This window comes from Bacillus sp. XT-4 (genome assembly GCF_050864245.1).
GTDB lineage: Bacteria > Bacillota > Bacilli > Bacillales > Bacillaceae > Bacillus > Bacillus altitudinis.
Genome location: NZ_JBPAFI010000003.1, coordinates 61,030 through 81,952, shown reverse-complemented (window position 1 = coordinate 81,952; position 20,923 = coordinate 61,030). Strand labels below are relative to the sequence as shown.

General features: G+C 44.0%; 19 protein-coding genes. 4 read left to right on the top strand and 15 right to left on the bottom strand.

The window, feature by feature from the left end; genetic code table 11:
• Positions 1-457: 457 nt before the first annotated feature.
• Positions 458-1,489, top strand: coding sequence for a pectate lyase family protein (locus ACRRMM_RS10220; protein WP_335357947.1), 1,032 nt, complete (start codon positions 458-460; stop codon positions 1,487-1,489).
• Between the two features lie 57 nt (positions 1,490-1,546).
• Here ACRRMM_RS10220 and cydC read toward each other — a convergent pair whose 3' ends face one another.
• The 15 genes from cydC to ACRRMM_RS10145 form a co-directional block, all read right to left on the bottom strand.
• A complete protein-coding gene (gene cydC, locus ACRRMM_RS10215; protein WP_428828671.1) occupies positions 1,547-3,283 on the bottom strand; it encodes a thiol reductant ABC exporter subunit CydC in 1,737 nt (578 codons plus the stop codon).
• Positions 3,273-5,009 (bottom strand): thiol reductant ABC exporter subunit CydD, encoded by a 1,737-nt coding sequence (cydD, locus tag ACRRMM_RS10210; protein WP_428828672.1) that lies wholly within the window; start codon positions 5,007-5,009, stop codon positions 3,273-3,275. The genes cydC and cydD overlap by 11 nt, the downstream gene beginning before the upstream one ends.
• Positions 5,009-6,025 (bottom strand): cytochrome d ubiquinol oxidase subunit II, encoded by a 1,017-nt coding sequence (gene cydB, locus ACRRMM_RS10205; protein ID WP_428828673.1) that lies wholly within the window; start codon positions 6,023-6,025, stop codon positions 5,009-5,011. Before cydB ends, cydD begins: the two co-directional genes overlap by 1 nt.
• Entirely contained in the window at positions 6,012-7,427 is a 1,416-nt protein-coding gene (locus ACRRMM_RS10200) for a cytochrome ubiquinol oxidase subunit I (protein WP_008345582.1), read from the bottom strand. Before ACRRMM_RS10200 ends, cydB begins: the two co-directional genes overlap by 14 nt.
• A gap of 328 nt (positions 7,428-7,755) precedes the next feature.
• Complete coding sequence (gene isdG, locus ACRRMM_RS10195; protein WP_046526783.1) at positions 7,756-8,877, bottom strand: heme oxygenase; 1,122 nt, start codon at positions 8,875-8,877, stop codon at positions 7,756-7,758.
• Between the two features lies 1 nt (position 8,878).
• Positions 8,879-9,892, bottom strand: coding sequence for a FecCD family ABC transporter permease (locus ACRRMM_RS10190; RefSeq protein ID WP_008345586.1), 1,014 nt, complete (start codon positions 9,890-9,892; stop codon positions 8,879-8,881).
• Complete coding sequence (locus tag ACRRMM_RS10185) at positions 9,889-10,827, bottom strand: ABC transporter substrate-binding protein (RefSeq protein ID WP_008345587.1); 939 nt, start codon at positions 10,825-10,827, stop codon at positions 9,889-9,891. Before ACRRMM_RS10185 ends, ACRRMM_RS10190 begins: the two co-directional genes overlap by 4 nt.
• Positions 10,828-10,845: 18 nt before the next feature.
• The gene (srtB, locus tag ACRRMM_RS10180; RefSeq protein ID WP_057078874.1) at positions 10,846-11,595 is read right to left on the bottom strand and encodes a class B sortase; all 750 of its coding nucleotides are present in this window, start codon (positions 11,593-11,595) and stop codon (positions 10,846-10,848) included.
• A gap of 26 nt (positions 11,596-11,621) precedes the next feature.
• Entirely contained in the window at positions 11,622-12,392 is a 771-nt protein-coding gene (locus tag ACRRMM_RS10175) for an ABC transporter ATP-binding protein (protein WP_024719523.1), read from the bottom strand.
• A complete protein-coding gene (locus tag ACRRMM_RS10170; protein ID WP_007497915.1) occupies positions 12,379-13,365 on the bottom strand; it encodes a FecCD family ABC transporter permease in 987 nt (328 codons plus the stop codon). Before ACRRMM_RS10170 ends, ACRRMM_RS10175 begins: the two co-directional genes overlap by 14 nt.
• A 33-nt stretch (positions 13,366-13,398) precedes the next feature.
• A complete protein-coding gene (isdE, locus tag ACRRMM_RS10165; protein WP_428828674.1) occupies positions 13,399-14,286 on the bottom strand; it encodes a heme ABC transporter substrate-binding protein IsdE in 888 nt (295 codons plus the stop codon).
• 76 nt (positions 14,287-14,362) lie between these two features.
• Positions 14,363-16,171, bottom strand: a complete 1,809-nt coding sequence (locus tag ACRRMM_RS10160; RefSeq protein WP_428828675.1) for an NEAT domain-containing protein — start codon at positions 16,169-16,171, stop codon at positions 14,363-14,365.
• A gap of 19 nt (positions 16,172-16,190) precedes the next feature.
• Positions 16,191-16,847, bottom strand: a complete 657-nt coding sequence (gene isdC, locus ACRRMM_RS10155; protein ID WP_035702537.1) for a heme uptake protein IsdC — start codon at positions 16,845-16,847, stop codon at positions 16,191-16,193.
• 20 nt (positions 16,848-16,867) lie between these two features.
• Positions 16,868-17,326, bottom strand: coding sequence for an NEAT domain-containing protein (locus ACRRMM_RS10150; protein WP_007497924.1), 459 nt, complete (start codon positions 17,324-17,326; stop codon positions 16,868-16,870).
• Between the two features lie 371 nt (positions 17,327-17,697).
• Positions 17,698-18,030, bottom strand: a complete 333-nt coding sequence (locus ACRRMM_RS10145) for a winged helix-turn-helix transcriptional regulator (protein WP_007497926.1) — start codon at positions 18,028-18,030, stop codon at positions 17,698-17,700.
• A 179-nt stretch (positions 18,031-18,209) separates the two neighbouring features.
• On the opposite strand from ACRRMM_RS10145, the gene ACRRMM_RS10140 reads away from it, so the two are divergent.
• From ACRRMM_RS10140 to ribD, 3 genes are read left to right on the top strand one after another with little or no spacing between them, the layout of a single operon-like run.
• Positions 18,210-19,103 (top strand): VOC family protein, encoded by an 894-nt coding sequence (locus ACRRMM_RS10140; protein WP_428828676.1) that lies wholly within the window; start codon positions 18,210-18,212, stop codon positions 19,101-19,103.
• Positions 19,081-19,842 carry a GTP cyclohydrolase II gene (locus ACRRMM_RS10135; RefSeq protein WP_008345606.1) on the top strand — a complete coding sequence of 254 codons (762 nt, stop codon included), beginning with the start codon at positions 19,081-19,083 and terminating at the stop codon, positions 19,840-19,842. Before ACRRMM_RS10140 ends, ACRRMM_RS10135 begins: the two co-directional genes overlap by 23 nt.
• Positions 19,829-20,920, top strand: a complete 1,092-nt coding sequence (gene ribD, locus ACRRMM_RS10130) for a bifunctional diaminohydroxyphosphoribosylaminopyrimidine deaminase/5-amino-6-(5-phosphoribosylamino)uracil reductase RibD (protein WP_396467747.1) — start codon at positions 19,829-19,831, stop codon at positions 20,918-20,920. The genes ACRRMM_RS10135 and ribD overlap by 14 nt, the downstream gene beginning before the upstream one ends.
• Positions 20,921-20,923 lie beyond the last annotated feature (3 nt).

Here is a 20,923-nt window from a genome sequence, read left to right as displayed (position 1 = left end):
GATTAGACGACACCAGTGATCGCATCGTTTAAAATAGACCTTCTTTTTTTAATTGGAGCCTTTTTTACCTGCTGTTTAGCGCACGGATCTATTTGATATCCAATTTTTTCTTATGTAATGATTATGACATGTCTTTGTCTCTAACAAAATGACGCTTTCGTAATCATCTTGATTTTCCTTAAAAAGAAGAACGTCCTTTTCATAATCACTAGGTTACCCCAATACCTATCGTCAATGATCCTTGTCTCATGTAGATAAATTGAAATAATCATTGCCTTAGTTTCCTTGAAAATCGTGGAATACTTCGTTCCAATTCTTAGCCGATGATACCTTTTTGCGTGCTATGCTCTTCCTACATTCCGAAAGAGGCGATGCTGGCAAAGGAAGGAGGAGCGGTTGAATCGCAGCTTATTTTGGAAACGTTTACATTAAAACAAAATAGAGAATGGAGATGTTCATGTTGAAGAAAAAAGTTCCAATGTTAGCTGGTGTGTTAGCGGTTGGTCTCGTGACTTCATTATTTGCGCCAAATGGGGAGGCAAAAGCAGCAACGAAATATCCAGAAAGCCCTTCGATTATGGCCAATTTTAATCAGCAAGGATTCTCCACATTAAATGGCGGTACAACAGGCGGTGAAGGCGGTAAAACGGTGACGGTGAAAACCGGAAATGAACTATTAGCTGCCCTCAAAAGCAAAGGAACAAATGAAAAATTGAAAATCGTGGTAGACGGAACGATTACTCCTTCTAATACTTCAGCCAATAAAATTGATGTGAAAGATACAAACAATGTCTCCATCGTCGGTAAAGGGACAAAGGGCGAATTTAACGGGATTGGTATTAAAGTATGGCGCGCCAATAACGTCATCATCCGCAACCTCAAAATCCATCACAGCAAAATCGGTGATAAAGATGCCATCGGAATCGAAGGTGCCTCTAAAAACGTATGGGTCGACCATAATGAACTCTACAACACTTTAAACTCTGATAAAGATGACTATGATGGGTTATTCGATGTGAAAAATGACTCTGATTACATTACGTTCTCATGGAACTATGTCCATGACAGCTGGAAAACGATGCTGATGGGCAGCTCCGATAACGATAACTACAACAGAAAAATCACGTTCCACAACAACCGTTTTGAAAACTTGAACTCTCGTGTACCGTCTATGCGCTTCGGGGAAGGCCATGTGTATAACAACTATTACAAAAACATTCTAACAACAGCGATTAATTCACGTATGGGCGCGAAAATGAGAATTGAACACAACGTATTTGAAAACACGAAAAATGCCATCGGCAGCTGGGACAGCAGTAAAGTTGGTACTTGGCATGTCATCAACAACTCTTATATTAACAGCACAGGTAGCCTGCCAACGTCTTCAACAGGTACGTACAACCCTCCTTATAACTACTCTTTGCTTAACGTGAACAATGTGAAATCAGAAGTTGTATCAAATGCGGGTGTAGGAAAAGTAAATCCTTAATCTCAAAAAAACGTTCGGGCAGAAATCTTCTGTCCGAACGTTCTTGTCATCCATTTTTTACACGACCGAAAATGGACGGTCCATTTCATACAGCTTTTGATAACGCAGATTTTCTTTCAGCAAATCATGATGCTGCCCCTCCATCTCAATGCGTCCACCTTCAATAAACATCATACGGTCACATGCCTCACAGCCAGTGAGATGATGGGTGATCCAAATGACTGTTTTTCCTTTTAACACGCGGAAGATCGTTTCAAGCAATTCACGCTCTGTGCGTGGATCAAGCCCGACGGTTGGCTCATCTAATACAACAATCGGTGTGTTTTGCAGCAAAATCCGAGCTAGAGCCATACGCTGCCTTTCTCCACCAGAGAAACGAACCCCTGTCTCTTGTACACCTGTGTGATAACCTTCTGGCAAAGACTCAATGTAATCGTGCAGCTGCACTTGCCGCGCGGCTTCTTTTACTTGCTCTTCTGTCGCTTCTGGTGAGCCTAAACGAATGTTGTTTAAAACAGACGTATCGAATAAATAGGGCTGTTGATTGAGCACAGAAACATAGGAGGATATCTCCTCTTGAATGCTTTGTACCGGTTTTCCCTGAATGCTGACGACCCCTTGATTTGGCACGACTGCCCCTTCTAACAATTTTAAAATGGTCGATTTGCCTGCACCGCTCTTTCCTAAGAGAGCGAGCGATTCACCTTGCTTCAGGGAAAACGAAAAATGCTTTAATACATGTTGATCTACTTCATATCCGAAGGTGACTTGATCAAAGCAGACCGCTTCAGCGCCATAAGAGACGGGTGTCTCGTCTGCTGCCTCCCTCTCCACTAATCCTTCATACGACTGCTTTTCATAATGATTTAATCTGCTGACGGCATGCTGATAAACAGGAATGTCGCTTGCTGCATCTGACAGCGGAAGAAAGGCTTCTGTTAATGGAAACAGCACAAGCACAAAGGCTGCGATGAGCGTGTGCGGCATAGAACCTTCCTGAACGACCGAGCCGCTCCAATACACAACAAGGACGACTGCTCCTCCAATGACTAGCTGTGCTAAAAATTGGCGCAGACGGATAAACCGATGCTTTGCCGCTTCGAGTGCTAATAGCTTTGCTTCTTTTCGTTCATAGCCTTCAACAAAATCGTTCTGTCTGCCGCTAAACAACCAGTCACTCACGCCCATGACGGCATCTGTTAAATGGCTGTACAGTTCATTTCTGCCTTTCTTCATTTGAATTTGTCTCGCCCGGTTCACAAGTACTGTGATGTATGGGAATACAAATACGAGCAGCGCCATATAAAGCAGCATCAACCCGGCAAAAGGCCATGAAAAAAGCCCAAGGGCTCCAATTGAAGCGGCATATAAAAGCAGCGCACCGATGGATGGAAAAATTGTTTTTAAATACGCATCCTGTAATCTCTCCACATCTTCTGATAACAGCCCAAGCATTTCACCTGTTCCAAGCTTAGTCTGTTTGGCACTTCGTTCAGCCATATCATAAAGACGTACCCGCATTTTTTCAATCATCGTCAAAATGAGTTGATGACTCGCCAGTCTCTCTGCATAACGAGCCGCTGAGCGTGAAATACCAAAGGTACGTACTGCCACGATTGGGACATAGACCATCAAGATATTCTCAGGTCTTGTGGCAGCTTTTGAAATGAGGAACCCTGACGTATACATGAGCATAGAAGCAGAAAACACCGCAATCGCCCCTAAAAAAAGCACCAAGGCAAACAGCTTTTGATTCTCCTTGATATAAGGTATAAACCAGCCTTTACTGACCATGTGTGACCGCCCCCATTTGTTCCTGTACCAATTGATAGTACACACCTTTTCTTTCCATTAATGATTCATGAGTCCCCATCTCTGCAATCGTCCCATGATCCATCACAATGATTTCATCCATATCCGTCATCCAATGAAGTCTGTGTGTGGCTAAAAACACAAGTTTATTTTCAAACAATGGAAGCATTGTTTTCTTTAATTCATACTCTGTCTCAATATCCAGATGAGCCGTTGGTTCATCTAACAGCATAATGGATCGCTGGCCGAGCACTGTGCGAGCGAGTGCAATCCGCTGCGCTTGTCCGCCGCTCAGTCCTCTGCCCTGTTCTCCAATGACCTCATCCAGTCCATTGGAGAGATCCGCTACGAGCTGAGACAAACCTGCCTCTTCCACCGCTCTTTCGACGTCTTCATCGGTTGCATTCGGTTCATAAAAACGAATGTTTTCTCTCAGTGTCATGTGAAATAAATAAGGATGCTGCGGCATATAAACAACTTCTTTTTGCCATGCCGCCAGCTGTAAATGAGCAAGCGGCTTTCCGTTTAGGATGATTTCACCTGCAGACGGTTCAACAAAACCGCCGAGAACATCCGTTAACGTCGATTTCCCCGAACCACTGGCACCGATGATCCCAATTTTTTTCTTTCCTTTCACAGTGAGGTCCACATCCTGAATCGAATATGGTGCATGCTCATCATGCAAGACACTGACATCTTGCAGTGTGAGCTCAGATTGCTCATTCCACTCGTTCAGCTGCACGGATTGTGTCTCCTGCTCTCGGAAGCCCTTTTCCTCTAAAATCACTTGAATGGCCTCATTCGCTTCTTTTCCGTTTAACGTCGCATGATAATCATTACCTACTTCACGTACTGGCAAAAAATATTCTGGCGCGAGCATCAGTGCGGTCAAAGCCGGCAATAACAAAAGATCTCCTTCAATTAAGCGCAAGCCGAGAAATACAGCGACAGTCGCAATGGACAGCATAGAAAAGAAATCGAGAGCAAAAGATGAAAGAAAGGCGACTTTCAGTGTGCTCATCGTCGCCTTTCGATAACGCTTTGAGACCTCTGCAATATTGCGAGAATGCTTTTTGCTAATCCCTAAGTAGCGAAGCGTTTCAAGGCCACGGAGAGAATCAGTAAAATGATTGGATAATTTCTCATACGATCTCCATTGTTTGGCCGCTTTACGCTGAGCGACAAGGCCTAGCAAAATCATAAAAACAATTAAAATCGGCAGCGTGACAATCAGAATGACAGCAGATGTTTCATCTAATGTCCAAACATAGACAAGCACCATCACCGGAATAACTGCCATGTTCACCATTTTCGGCAAAAACAGCTGTAAATACTGACGATATTGGGCAATGCCCTCCATCGCCAATGTCACAAGCTTTCCTGTTCCTTTTTTCTTCGTGAAAGCTGGCCCTAAACGAAAAAGTTGGTCTAACAGCTGCTTTCTGACGTCTGCTCCAATTCGGGAAGAATAGGTGAACATGACCTTCTCCCGCATCAAGGTGAGACCGTGCCGCACCAGAAAGGCAGCAAGAAACAGCAAGACATAAGGCGTTGCCTGCATGAGGCTCTTCCCGTCAAACAGCGTTGTTATGGCATGTGCCAGCCACTGTGCTTGAAAAATAATACTTGCTCCTTGGATGATTGACACAATACCTAAGAGGGCAAGAAGCCCCCTCATTCCTTTTAGTTGAAGCAAACGTTTATCCATTAGTAGGTCATTGGCTCCTTACCGCTTACACGTTTACGGAAAACATAGTAGCTCCAGATTTGATACCCAAGCACAAAAGGCAGCAAAGAAATGGCAACAATCGTCATGACCGTCAGTGAATAAGATCCTGATGCAGCATTTTGAATGGTGAGGTCGAATGCATGGTTGACCGAACTAATCATGACACGCGGGAATAATGCTGTGAAAAGCATGGTCACCGTCACCATAATACCTGCACCTGTGAATAAAAATGTCCATCCATCACGCTCTTTTCTCATAAAGAATAGAGCCGCTACATAACAAACCACAATGAGTACAGTTAAAGGGATCGTAATGATCGGACGCACGGTATAAATGTCTGTTTCAAGAATAGACACACCAACAAATAGAACAAGAACCGGCAGTGCAATCAATAAAACACGCTGACCGAGCTTTCTTGCACGATTTCTTAAATCACCCTCAGTGCGGAGTGTGACGAAAATCAATCCATGCAGGAGGCAAAGAACCGTCACGGCTATTCCGCCGATCACTGAATAAAGATTCACAAAGTCTGTAAATCCAGCGTACATATTCATGCTTTGATCAATGGGCATTCCTCGTAAAATACTTGTGAATAGCACGCCGAGTAAAAATGGCGGAAGCAGGCTGCCAAAGAAGATCACCCAGTCCCACGTTTTGATCCATGAAGCCTTCTCGACCTTCCCTCTAAATTCAAAGGCGACCCCCCGCCCAATGAGCGCTAGCAGGAGAACCGTAAACGGAATATAGTATCCGCTGAACATCGTAGCGTACCAGTGAGGAAAAGCGGCGAAAATAGCTCCGCCTGCTGTAATCAACCAGACCTCATTCGCATCCCAGAAAGGGCCAATCGTATTGATTAAAATGCGACGCTCATGTGCATCTTTTCCAAGCAGCTGCATGGACATCCCGACACCAAAATCAAATCCTTCTAAGAAGAAAAATCCAACAAACAGTACTGCGACAAGAATAAACCAAATCTCGTTAAGATATGCCATGATATGCGCCTCCATCAAATGGATCTGTAGACAGGTCCGTTTCATCCTTTTGATCTGTATTCTCTTCAGAATGTGCACCTTTTTTAATTTCTCGAATGAATAAGTAGGCAAGCACGATGGCAAGAATCAGATAAATGGTCGTAAAGCTAATGACTGAGAATAGCAACATGCCGTACGATACGTTTGGTGAAATGGATTGTGCGGTTGTCATCATACCAAAGACTGTCCACGGCTGACGCCCAATTTCCGTCATGATCCAACCAGCTGAGTTTGCAATAAACGGGAACGCAATCATCCATACCATGAAGCGTAAATACCATTTGTTTGATTCTAGTTTTTTTCTAAAGCTCAAATACAAACCAATCATACTAGCAAAAATCATCAACATGCCGGCACCTACCATGATTCTAAAGCTCCAGAAGGTTGTTTTGACTGGAGGAATGTAATCTCCAGGACCAAACTTGGCTTCATATTCTTTTTGAAGGGTCAGCATGCCTGGCACATCTCCACTAAACTTCGAATAAGCCAAGTAACTTAAAGCAAACGGAATATTGATCTCCGCAGAGTTTTCTTTTTTATCTGTGTCAATGTTAGCAAATAGCGTCCAAGCCGCTGGATCTCCACTATCCTTCCAAAGGGCTTCACTTGCTGCCATCTTCATCGGCTGTGATTCCATTAAGTGCTTCGCTTGATCATGTCCAGAGAACGCCACACCTAAGCCAGAAATGAAAGCAAGCACCATGGCAATCTGGAAAGATTTTTTGAAAAAGGTCACTTCTTGTTTTTTGATCATTTTATAGGCACTGACACCCGCGATAAAGAAAGCACCGGTTGCCAATGCACCAAACAGAACGTGCGGGAACTCCACCCAAAGTTGCGGATTTGTCACGAGCGCCCCAAAGTCATTCATTTCTGCACGGCCATTTTTAATCACAAATCCAACTGGCTCCTGCATAAATGAGTTGGCGAGTAAAATCCAAAACGCCGAAAAGATCGTACCAAGAGAAACAAGCCAAATACATAACAAATGAATTTTTTTCGGCAGACGGTCCCAGCCGAATATCCAAAGGCCAATAAAGGTCGATTCAAGGAAAAAGGCCAATAGCGCTTCAATGGCAAGCGGTGCACCAAAGACATCACCGACAAACCTTGAATAATCGGACCAGTTCATCCCAAACTGGAATTCTTGCAGAATCCCTGTCACCACACCTACTGCAAAGTTAATTAAGAAAAGGTGACCCCAAAATTTCGCCATCTTTTTATAAATCTCTTTTTTCTTGACGACATAAAGGGTTTGCATCAATGCAACGATAAATACCAAACCTATAGACATAGGAACAAAAATAAAATGAAATAATGTCGTTGAGGCAAATTGAAATCTTGCTAAAAACAGCTCACTCACAGCCTTACATCCTCCCTTACTTTCGCATGCCGAATGATTCGAGATATTTATGCTCACCATTTCACAAAAAGTTCACTATTTGTTCAATGATTCACAAATGAAAGTCCATTTGATATAGTTCACTCGGTGAAATTTTACTCTTGATTTTCATTCGGTTAGTTATTTATACCTGTACTTTACACCCATGCGCTTCAAAAATAAAGTAAATTTTACCTAAAATTTGGATAGGATTGTGTCAGTTTTTTGAATACTTTGTCAAAAATATGTGACGGAAAGAGACAATCACAAAAAAATAGCGCTGCTTCTTCGCTGCAGCGCTTTTGAATATTTAGGCTTTTTTTTGTAAAGCAGGTCTTGTCACTTGCACTTCATAGTAAGTAATTTTGTTTTTTAACAGGCCTTCAGGTTTCGCCTTTCCATGAGCGTGCGCATCACCAAATGCCTGAGATTTTGTCCAATTCACAAAGTCTTCTTTTCGATTCCAGCGGGTGTGAATGGTCACTTCATCGTAATCAGTTGTCTGTTGAGTGACCCATACTTCCATTCCTAAAAAGCCTTCCATAAATTCTACTTGTCCCTGCTTGTTAAACCGTTTAACAAGGTGGTCTGCACTGCCTTTTTCTACTCTTACTTGGTTGTTTACAATAATCATGTTTGGTTCATCTCCCTTTTGTTGTTGAATGGAGGCAATGGGGATAATGAGCGGATGCGGTCCGTCTAAGTGAACCTCCGCCTGAATCCCAAAAACCTCCTTGAAAAAGTCTTCTGTTAACACTTCATTTGGTGAGCCAATTTGATGCACTTGACCTCGCTTCATAGCAATGAGACGGTCACAATATTTTGCGGCCTGCTGCAAGTCATGGAGAACCATTAAAATGGTGATGCCATGTGTTTGATTCAGCTGTTTGAGCAGCTCCAGTAATTCAAGCTGATGCGCAATGTCTAAATAAGTGGTTGGCTCATCCAGAATGATAGTCTCTGTCTTCTGAGCCAGTGCCATTGCAATATATGCCTTTTGTCTTTCTCCGCCTGATAATGTATGGAGCATTCTGTTTTCATTGGTGCGGCTATTCGTCACCTCAAGCGCCCACTCAATCGCTTCATGATCTGACGTGGTGCTTTTTTTCCAGATGGAACGATGCGGACTGCGTCCAAGTGCGACCAGCTCACGTACTGTCATCGATGGAATGGCGGTTCTTGTTTGCATGAGAACTGCCACCTCCTTGGCGATCTCCTGTGCCGTCATCTCTTTTTGTGGGATGTCGTGAATGTAAATCATGCCGCTTTCGATTGAGGTCAGTCGTGCGGCCGCTTTGATAAAAGTCGACTTACCTGACCCATTCGGGCCAATGATTCCGGTCACACTCCCTTTAGGAACAGCTGCTGAAATGGAAGACAGCCGAAAGCCGCCTTGACTGAGACTCACGTCATCCATTGCAATGACATCCATCTTAACCCCTCCCTTTCTTTTTTAATAAATAGAGGAAGAAAGGTGCACCGATGCAGGCAAGCAAGATCCCTACAGGCAATTCAACCGGTGTAAACCAGACCCGTGCCGCTGTATCGGCAAAGACCACAAGCACGCCCCCTCCAAGCATTGAAATCGGTAGCAAATACCGGTAGTCATCTCCGATTAAAAGACGGATAAAATGAGGCACAACAAGCCCTACAAATCCGATTAAACCACTGACACTGACAGCCGCTCCAGCTAAAAGAGCGGCCAGCGCAATGAGAAAAAATCGAGTCCGCTCTACTCGAAGACCCAATAACTGAGCCGATTCATCGCCAAGCAAAAGGAGATTGGACGGTTTAATGGCGAAAAAACAAAGACATAAACCAGCCAGCGCATATGGCGACACAAAGCTAAGATGATGCCAGCTCCGCCCGTTTAATCCCCCTGATAGAAAAGGCAAAACAGCCTGCACACGCTCACTGTAAAGCACCATAAACCCATTCATCACCGCACCAAGCAAGGCATTGACGGCAACACCTGCCAAGATCAATTTAAGCGGTGAAACCCCTTGATCAAATGACAGCATATACACGACAAGAGCTGCTAATAAGGCGCCCAGAAAAGCGGCTGCCGGAAGCAAATACGTGAATTGCGGAAGAACAATCATGCTGAGTACAGCAGCTAACCCGCCGCCCGCAGTCACACCAATGATCCCAGGGTCAGCCAGTGGATTTCGGACAACTCCTTGTAAAATCGCTCCTGATGCTGCGAGACAGGCCCCAACGAGAAAACCAATGAGCACACGCGGCAGCCGTAAATCCATGACAATTTTTTCATGAACAGGCAGACCTGATCCCGTGAAGACAGCCATTAAATCCGTCAGCGATAATTGGACAGAACCTACCGCAAGTCCTAGACAGACGCCCACACATAAAGAGAGAAACAATCCTGGTAACAGCCATTTTCGTCTTGACTGCCTTTTTTGAAAATCTAGTTCTGCATTCATCTTCATGATGACAATCGCTTCAATTTCTTCTCTAATTCATCGATCGCTCTGATGACTTCTGCGCCTGGATTTGTCCCAAATAGGTCACTTGGTAGAATCTCAACGTGTCCATTTTTGACAGCTGATACATCGTGCCACGCCGCATTTTGCTTCATTTCACTCATAAAGCCTGCTTTGACATCTTCAGGATTGCTGTGTGTCATCAGCAAAATGAGATCTGGATCGGCCTCGATTACCTTTTCTGCATTGATTTGTGCATATTGCGGAAACTTTTCGAGTGCTGGTTCGTTTTCAGCAATATTCGCCCCACCAGCGATCCGCAGCAGATCACCACTTAAAGATTGTGGAAGTGCCGCCATATATGTGCCGGGCGCACCATATACAACGAGTGTCTTTACTTTTTTCTCAGGCTGCTTCACTTGCTTGATCCGCTGATCGATTTGAGCATTGAGCGCTTTGGCCTTTTGCTGCTTTCCAAGTAAATCACCAAATAAAGTAACTTGACGCTGGATGTCCTTCACTGAGTTGGCACTTGTCAAAAGAAGCTGTGAACCAATCCCTTCTATAGTAGAGATATCCTTGCTGTTTAATGATTCATTCCCAAGCACCACATCGGGCTTTAAGCTCGTGATCAACTCGACATCAAATTGATGGGTTGTGCCAATTGATTGTACGGACTTTGCCTTTTGTAGATTGTCTGGCAATTCGGCAGTTGGCCGGCCGACAACCTGGCCACCTAAGGCATAAATGATGCTCATGTCGCCAGTTGACAACGAGACGATCCGTTCAGGTGATTCATGAAACGATAATGTTCTGCCGGCAAAATCCTGAATGTTGAGCGCACCTTGCCCGCTCCCATTCTCGACAGGCGCCGCCTGGCTGCATCCGCCGAGGAGAAGCACGACGACGAGTCCTGCCCAAATCACATGTAAACATTTCAACCGTCTGTCTCTCCTTTTCTAGTAAACTTTCTTTAGCTTCGCCTGTACCACGAGACGCTTGTTTTTAGGTGCCAGCACGTGATCACAGGTCGATAATGTGAGAATCAAGTCATCTGTGGATACGTCTGTTTTCGTTTGATAGATGGACTTCTTACGCACAGCTTGCAAGTAGTGCGCATATTCACCAAGATCCTGAAAATCAGTCTGAATATAATCGAAATCGACTGTCGTCTCATACACAGCAAAAATCTCTGCTTCATAGCTTTGATACAGCGTATCGTACTGAAATGTGCGATGATCTTGGAAGAAATCTTTTTTCAAATAGTTTGTGAGACCAGCAAACATAGACCCATCCCTCATCCGATGACCGTACACCACTGTATTGGGACTTTCATGCAAGACGTCATTACGATAATCCATAAAGATACTGCCTGCCCGTGTGTCATCCTTTACATAATTACGAGTTAAATAGAATGCATTATCGTTTGACTGAACAATTGGATACTGAATCATCGTGTCCTTCATATCAATCCAACCGACAATGTCTTCATTCACCTTTCGCAAATCATCAAATGACTGACGGATTTCTCCAGGTTTTCGCTGTTTCATTCCATCCTTGTGTGTGTAAAGTGTCTGAGCTTTTGCAAGCACCTGACGATTTTGATAATAGCCAAAGAGCTCCAAGCCAATAGCAGTACCGCTATATAGGAAAACACCTAAACAGACGATCGTCAGCATTCGCTGCCCGATCCTTTTCCCTCGTTTCACACTGTCTCACCTGCTTTTTGCACAACTTATATGCCTACAGGCACGATATACATCCCTGTTTCTGCATCTTGCTTAATCGTGACGGACACATGATAAATGTGCCGCACCATCTCTTCTGTTAACACATCATTTGGCCGTCCTTCGCGAATAATTTGTCCATCTTTCATGGCGATGATAACATCACTATAGCGAATCGCCTGATTCATATCGTGCAGGACCATCACGATGGTTAATCCATGCTCGACATTGAGCTCTCGAATGAGCTCAAGAATGTCAAATTGATAATACATATCCAAATAAGTCGTCGGTTCATCTAAGAAAAGGATCGGTGTTTTTTGCGCTAAAGCCATGGCAATCCATACACGCTGCCGTTCTCCGCCTGACAATGAGGCGAGAGGCACTTTTCGCTTATCCGTCAGCTTTGTACAGGACAGTGCCCACTCAATTGCTTTCTCATCCTCTTCCTTGTCACTGCCGCGCATCGTCTGGTAGGGCGTTCTCCCAAATGCCACGACTCGTTCGATCGTTAAATCGAGCGGCGCTTCATTTTGCTGATGTACGACTGCCAGCTTTCTCGCGAGTTCCCTTGGCTTGAACGCATTCAGCTCTTGCCCATCTAAATGAATCTGTCCTTTATGTGGACAATGGTTATGTGCCATCAAAGAAAGCAGCGTGGATTTGCCCGAGCCATTTGGACCGATAATGGTCGTAATTTTTCCTTTTTCGATCTTCGTGGTGACCGATTGAACAATGTCCCTCTGCCGATCATAGGAAAACGACACCTCACGAATGTCCATGCAGACGATCCCCCCTTCTTAATAAAAAGATCAGAAACGGCCCGCCAATGACAGCCATGATTGTAGAAGCAGGGATTTCATTTGGTGCCACAAGCGTTCTGCCGAGCGTATCAGCCGTCAAAATGAGCAAGGCCCCGCTTAACGCAGAAAATGGAATCAGTACCCGGTGGTCAGAGCCGACAAGCCTTCTAGAGATATGGGGAATGAGCAAGCCGACAAAGGCAATCACGCCCGCTACCGCAGCAGTCACCGCTGCTAATAACACCGCCGTGATTGAAATCAAAAGGCGCATTCTGGTCACACGCAATCCTAAGTTTTTCGCCGTCTTATCTTGAAGGGCAAGCAAGTTACACCATCTGCTAAAGAAAAGCGCAACCACAAGCCCAATGACGCCATAGACACCGATTAAACGGACATCTCCCCACGTTTTCATCGTCAGATTCGACTGCCCCGACTGATTAATGGTGATATTGAAATAGCTGCAAATGGTCACAAACGCTTCTGCCATCCCTGTAAACATGGCATTGATGGCGATCCCCACCAGAATCATTCGAATCGGGCTTAAGCCGCCTTTCCAAGACAACACGTATACGAGGAAGCAGGCAATTGCCCCGCCTAAAACTGAAAATAAAGGAGAGTAGAAATAAAATTGAGGAAGCGCTGTAATTGCCATTAAAGAAAAGAAGCTAGCTCCCGATGAAATACCAATAACACCGGCATCTGCTAATGGATTCCTCATCACAGACTGCAAGAGGACACCGGAGACAGATAAAGCCGCCCCTGTAAACATCGCAATGAGCATGCGGGGGATTCTTAAATCTTTAATGATTTCTACCTGTGCATGTTGACCGGTCATAAGCCCTTCCAATAATTCAATCGGTGTAACATGAATGCTCCCCGTAATGGCGGAATAAATAAATACGCCGGCTAGTAAGAGACTGACTATCAGAAATAAAATCCCTGTTTTTTTCATCTTGAACGTCCTTTTATCATTAAGATTCGCCGCTTATGACGGGTACAACATACGAGTCAATTCATCTAATGCCTCTGCTGCCTTTAAGTTGCCTGTTGTCCCGAATAAGCTTTCTTCGAGGTCGTACACCCGGTCTTGTTTGACCGCATGAAAATGTTTCCAAATATCATTTGTTTTAAATTCTTGATCAAACATTTTGACGACTTCATCCGGCATCCCATGTGCAGCTCGGAGAATGATATCTGGATTGGCTTTTTGTAAATACTCCGTATTGGATGCCAAATACTCCATTTTCTCACCTTTTACGATGTTCTTTCCTCCTGCAATACGCACAAGATCACCGATATACGAATTCTCTGTTGCCACTAAATAACTGCCTGGTACACCAAGCAAAATGAGAACAGATGGCTTCGTCTTTCCTTTCGTTCTCTCTTGTATGTCTTTCTTTTTTTGTTCAAAATCATCCACAATGCGTTTCGCTTGTGTCTTTCTATCATATTTTTCTCCAAGCTTTGTGATGGCGTTCTCCATCTTGTCCAGGCTCTCAAGGTTGAGGTATGTCGCAGGGACAGAAGCTTGTTGAAAAGGCGTTTCTAAATCATATTGAAGGGTCGTGACAGACAGGACATCTGTCGGTTGAAGTGATTGGATGATTTCCATGTCCGGGCTCATTGGGTTACCGACTGCTGGGAGTCCTTTGTATCGAGCCGGCAAGGATTTTTGACTTGTTGGCACCCCGACAAGATCCACCTCTAGCGCATCCATGATCTCAGCAGCAGCTACAGTCGTTGCCACAATGCGGGTACTTGATGCTGCATTTTTTTTGCCTTTCGCTGAGCTTTCAGCTGATTGTGAGCAGCCTGTTAAGAAGACGCACACACATAGAGCCGTGATCAGGGTACATAACATTTGATGCTTCAAAAAACAGAAGCCTCCTTTCGAAAAAAGGAAGTGGATGCGCCGAGATGAATGGCGCACCTCACTTAAAATAGATTCTTTATCTTGTACGAGTTTGATACTTTCTGACGAGCACGAATAGTGACCCGCCGAATAAAAGAATGTACACCCAAAGAAGTGAAGTATCTCCTGTTTTCGGGTTCAACTGACCTGTCTCAGACTTGGTTTGGTCATCTGATGGCGTAAAGGTCATCTGCTCTGCGCCCGTTTCCTCTGGTGCGAGATTCGCAAGCTGGTTTGGTTGAGAATCGTGATCATTCGGATTTTTCACAAAGCCGATGCTCTCATCGTCTCCGATCACCGTCGCAATTCCGCTTCCTTCACCACTTGCGATGCCTTTCGTATCATAGACAAGTTTGACATCGTACTGCTCATGATAATTTGCAGCTGGAATGTCAATTTTCACGCGTGCTGCCTGATCACTACTCAAACTTTTTGCTTCATATTGAATCACTCGTGTATCTGCTTTTTGATCAGCCTTTGCAACTAGCGTCTCTTCAAATTTACCGCCGGTTCCTACTTGGAACGACGTGATGGCTGAGCTGTTCTTCACAGTGTATGAAACGAAATGGCGGCCATTTTTCACCACCAATGTCGCAGGGCTCACGACGTAATCGTTCATGCGAGAAAGCTCATCTTTGTCTGCTTTCTTCATTGAAAAAGGAAGCTTGTACACCCCGTCTTTTAGCTGAACTGTCTCTTGATTCGTTCCGCCGTTCGTTGTGTCTGGTGCTGGTTTATTTGGTTTTGGTGTTTCTGGTGTAGCCGGTGTTTCTTCCTCTATTTGACCGTCCTTCAGTGGAACGATACTTTTTGAATCAAATTGAAAACGAATATCGTACGTTTGATCATAGTGAGCTGCTGCTACTACAATGTGTACTTTTCCGTTAACTGCTTTTTTCAGATCAGACACTTCAAATGAAACCACTCTTGTGTTCTTTGCTTGATCTGTGCTCACGTTTTTCACTTCTTGATAAGAACCGTTTTTCTCTATTTTCAAAGAATCAACTGACGTATGATCCTTCACCGTAAAGGAAACGGTTTGCGTTCCATTTTTAACGGTTAACGATGCTGGATGTGAGAAGTATTGGCTCATCCGAGATGCCTCATCCTCATCGCCCTTCAGCACACTGTAGTTGATACGATACACACCATCTTTTAATTGGTTCTGCGTCGAATCAACTGGTGTTGTGCCGTTTTGATCATCTGGCTTTGTTTCGCTGTCGCCTGGCGTCGTGCCACTTTGATCATCCGGCTTTGTTTCGCTGTCGCCTGGCGTCGTACCGTTTTGATCATCTGGTGTTGTTTCGCTGTCGCCTGGCGTCGTACCGTTTTGATCATCTGGTGTTGTTTCACTATCGTCTGGCTTCGCAGGCGTGACAAGTGTGAGACTGCTCTCGTCGAAAGCGAGCTGTACGTCATACGCCTCATCATAAATAAAGCCGCCTAAGTCCCAGTAAATTTTGACCCAGCCATTTAATTTGGCTGATACATCGGCTACATCAAATTTGATCACACGCGTATTCGCTGTCTCATCTTCACTGACCGTTTCAGTGGTGACGAGAGAGCCATTTTGTTCGACCTTGAAATCTGTGATTTCTTTGCTTTGCTTCAGCGTAAGATAGGCAGTCGTCTTGCCATTTTCGATGATGAGCTTAGCTGGCTTTTCTGTATACGTATCCATCATGGATGCTTCAGTGCTGCCATTTTTTAAAATGGTGAATCCGGCCGTATATTCACCATCAACCAATGATGCCGCCTGAGCCGTTCCTTGAGGCAGCTGAAACGCAGTCAACAAACTGAATAAAACGAGCAGAATAGCTGTCTGTAGATGAAAAAGACGTTTCAAAAGATGACACTTCCTTCCGTTAATGCTTGATGATCCACTTTCTCGCTAAAAACCCGCCTGAACATAAGACAAGCACAAGGAGCCATCCCATCTGGCTTGTATCACCAGTTTGAGGATTTTCTTCTTGTTTTGTTTTGGTGGATGAATCAGTTGTTTTGGTTGTTTCTTTTGATGATTCTTGATGTTTTGCTGCACCTGCTGTTTCTTTTGAACTGTCAGAAGAAAGTGACTTGATGCTGCTTTCATCGAATTTCAGCTGGATGGTATAGTCGTGATCATAATCAGCGGATTTGACTGTGACATGGATTTTTGACTTGATTGGTTTAGACAAACTCTGTGCTTGGAATTGGACAAGCCTTGTATTGGCTTTCTTATTCGTTGATAGAACCGTCGTATCGACATAGCCGCCATTTCCCGGCACTTTAAATTCCGTTACCCAGCTGCTGTTTTTAATGGTCATTTGCACAGTCAGCTTGCCATTTTTCACGATCACTTTTGCCGGCTTCAGCCAGTAATCATTTGCCATCGAAACGGCAGTTCCTTCGGCCTTCATCACAGTGTAATTGACGGAGTATGTACCATCATTTAATGAGGCAGCCTGTGCATTTGAAAAAGGCAGTATAAGTGCCAGCAATAATGCAGCCACAAAGGCTGGCATCCTGATCCATTTTTTCATCAGATGAATTTCCTCCCTTTTTATTGAACAGTTGCTGCATCAAACTTGACGCGAATATCGTAATTGCCTGTATATCCAATGACCGGTACAGTCACACTCACTTTAGCTGGTACAACATCTGTCAGGCTGTTGACATTGAACTCTACCGTTCTCTTATTGGCAGCTGTGTTTGTACTGATCACTTTCGCATCTTTGTAGACACCTTGATCCAATGTTTTAAAGCTTGTAATCCAAGAGCTGTTCGTTAACGTGACTTGCGCTTTGATTTTTCCGTCCTTCACAACCAGCTTAGCTGGTTTTTCAAAATACGTATTTGCTGTTGACGTTGAATCACTGTCTGCTTTCCATACCACATATTGTGCTGAATATTGACCATCTGCTAAGCCTGCTGCTGAGGCAGAGCTGACCGGGGCTAGAGCAAACAATAGAACAAAGCTAAAGAATAATAAGACGTGTGATGCTGAACGAAGTGATTTCATATATATCCTCCTAATTGATATTGATAATTATTCTCAATAGACAATAAAAAAAATAACCTTTATCAGCGTATGAATCACACTCATAAATGATTATGATAATCATTATCAATTGAGTTTAAAAAATAAATCTTTGCTTTCGACAAGTCAAAGATGTCTGCTGCTACATGATGTAGTGATACACGGTTTAGGTAATCTGTCCCATTCATGATACCATGGCATAACCTCCCCATTCCATTACAGGGAAAAGAACCCTCTTCTCCTTGATATTATATGATGAATGAATTTATTGTCAACATCATTTTTCATACTATTGACTTAGATTTCTGGAAAATCACAAAAAAAAATCGATCAGGGACACTGATCGAAATCGATTAAGAAGGGACATGTTCACCCTTTTCACTATTTTTTCGCTCTAAAGACCAAGCATACATTTCCCGTATGACTGGTTCAATTTTCTTTCCTTGTTCTGTTAGTTCATATTCAATTCGCACGGGAATGTCGGGATATACTTTTTTCTCAACAAGACCTTCAGCTTCTAAATCTTTCAGCCTTTCTGATAATAACCGTCCGCTGATGTTCATTTCATTTTCTAGCTGACAAAAACGTTTTGGCCCTGTCAAAAGCTGATTGATGATCAGAATCACCCACTTCTTCCCTAAAATCTCCATGGCATCTGTAATTGGGCAGCCATCTACTTGAGCCATACTTTACTCCCTCCTGCTTTTCTCTACTTTTTTTCATTATAACATAATTAATTACTTGAAATAAGTCACTAACTATTATATAGTTTAGTTACTAAAAGTAACAAAGTAATCATTTTTATCAATTTTCAATAAACCATTGAACATGCAGATGCATATAACATGAAGGAGATGACCGAGCTTTGAATACAATAGAGCAGGTAAGATTAGGTGTAACAGAATTACATGTGTCCAGCTTTGAGCGTTCTTTGCCTTTTTATACAGACATTTTAGGTTTTACTTTATTAGAACAGACGGATTCTACTGTCACGCTTGGCAGCAACGCAAAGGAACCAATCCTTGTGCTGAAAGAAGATGTGCAGCTGAAAGAGAAGCCGGATCATGAGCCAGGACTTTATCATTTTGCGGTTTTATTACCTACCAGAAAAAAACTGGGCACATGGCTGGCGCATGTGATCAAAAAAGGCTATCCTTTAATTGGAGCGAGCGATCACTTTTTCAGTGAAGCCATTTATTTAAGTGATCCAGATGGCATCGGCGTTGAGATTTATGCTGATCGTCCTCAGGACATATGGGTAGGTGAGCATGGAGAGCTGAAAGGTGGCGGAAATGCTCCGCTTGATGGAGATGGTCTCCTGCAAGAAGCCGCTGATTCCACCTGGGAAGGACTCCCGGCTGGTACAGTCATGGGACACTTGCATTTCCATCTCAACCCAGAAGAAGCCGATTCCTTTTATGTGAACACGCTCGGTTTTCATATCCGAATGGCTCCCCCAGCCAGCTTATTCGTTGCTGGTGGCGTCTATCATCACCACCTTGCCTTTAATGCATGGGGACGCGGGAGAAAAGGAGCCATTGATCCACGTTTTTCAGGAATTAGAAGCTATACACTGGTTTTCCCAAAAGAAGACGATAGAACATCCGTCGTCGAACGTCTGACAAAAGCAGGTGTTCACATGAACACGACAGGAAAAAGCAACGAATTTATTGATCCATTTGGCGTTCTCGTTCGTTTACAGATTGAAGAAACAGACAAAAAAGAAGGTGCAGAATATGGACAAACACACAGAGGTTAAAACAGCCATTTTAAAAGATAAAATCAAACGAGTACAGCAAGAAGACGGATTTATATATATCACTGGACCTATTAAACTGCCAGTGAATTTAGACGGTAGAACGGTCATGTTTAACTGGTATTCATGGTTAAAAGATGACGGGAAAGAACCATTATCAGATGAAGCTTTAATCGAAAGCCTTTCCTCCCGTGAGCTTGCAGATCATCAGCAATCAAGTGTCCTTGTTTACGGAGATTTCGAACATGCTGATGAAGCGCTGATCCGCATGCATTCCATCTGCCACACCGGCGATATTTTCGGAAGCAAACGCTGCGATTGCGGGTTCCAATTGAAACAGTCTATGCGAATGATTGAGGACAATGGAGCAGGCGCACTGTTTTATTTAGCCAACCATGAAGGACGCGGGATCGGTCTTTTCAGTAAAGCTATGGCCTACATCTTGCAAGAAAACGGCTACGATACAGTAGAAGCAAACGAAGCACTAGGCTTTGAAGATGATACACGTCAATATGAAGAAGCGATTGCTGTTCTTCAAACATTGCGTACAAAGCCAGTCAGACTTATTACCAATAATCCGAAAAAGACGGATGCTATCAGTCATGCAGGCCTTTCTCTTTCTGGACGGATTCCACTTTGGGGTGATGTCTCTGAGTTCAATGAGAAATACTTGCAGACAAAAATTAACCGCTCAGGTCATATGAAGGCGGATCAAGAGGTGCGTACGATTGCCACATCATGAGCGATATATGAAACTAGCCCTTGAAAATGCCGAAGCAATGAAAGGTCAGACATCTCCCAATCCGCTCGTCGGGGCTGTGATTGTGCGAGAAAATGAAATTGTTGGGGTCGGGGCGCATATGAAGGCCGGCGAACCACATGCAGAAATTCATGCACTTAAAATGGCTGGAGACAAGGCAAAAGGTGCCACGATCTATGTGACACTAGAGCCTTGTTCCCACCATGGCCGCACAGGCCCATGCGCTGAAGCACTTGTGAAAGCTGGCGTAGAAAAAGTCGTCGTTGCTGCACTGGATCCGAACCCGCTTGTTGCCGGGCGTGGGATTGCCATTTTACAAGATGCAGGCATTCAAGTCATCACAGGCGTCATGGAGCAAGAATCCATTCTCATGAATGAAGTGTTCAACCACTTTATTACGAAAAAAACGCCTTTCGTGACACTCAAAGCAGGCATTACGTTAGACGGAAAAATTGCATCTGCTACGTCTGACAGCAAGTGGATTACATCAGAAACGTCCCGTTATGATGCACATCACATTCGCAGTATCAACGATGCGATCTTAGTCGGTGCGCAAACCGTCATTCACGACGATCCTTCATTAACAGCACGGATTCCAAACGGTCATCATCCAATTCGAATTGTCTTAGACTCTAAGCTGTCTATCCCGCTGACGGCAAAGGTGGTCACAGATCAAATGGCGCCAACATGGATCTTTACAACAAAACAAGCCGATGAAGAAAAACGAGCCGCTTTAGAAGCAGCTGGCGTCAGCGTCATCATGACGGATAGCGATATCCGGGTGCCCTTACAAGAAGTACTTCAAGTGCTCGGAGAAAGAAATATCTCCTCCCTGATGATTGAAGGCGGCGGACAAATCAATGCCTCATTTTTGGAGCAGCAACTTGTCGATAAACTCGTCATCTACATGGCGCCCAAGCTCATTGGCGGACGACTCTCTCCTTCTTTTTTCGGAGGCGAAGGCATACGCCTCATGAGTGATGCAATTGAACTGGATCAACTCTCTCTTGAACCGCTGGGAAAAGATATAAAGATAATGGGTTATCCTGTTTATCAATAAACA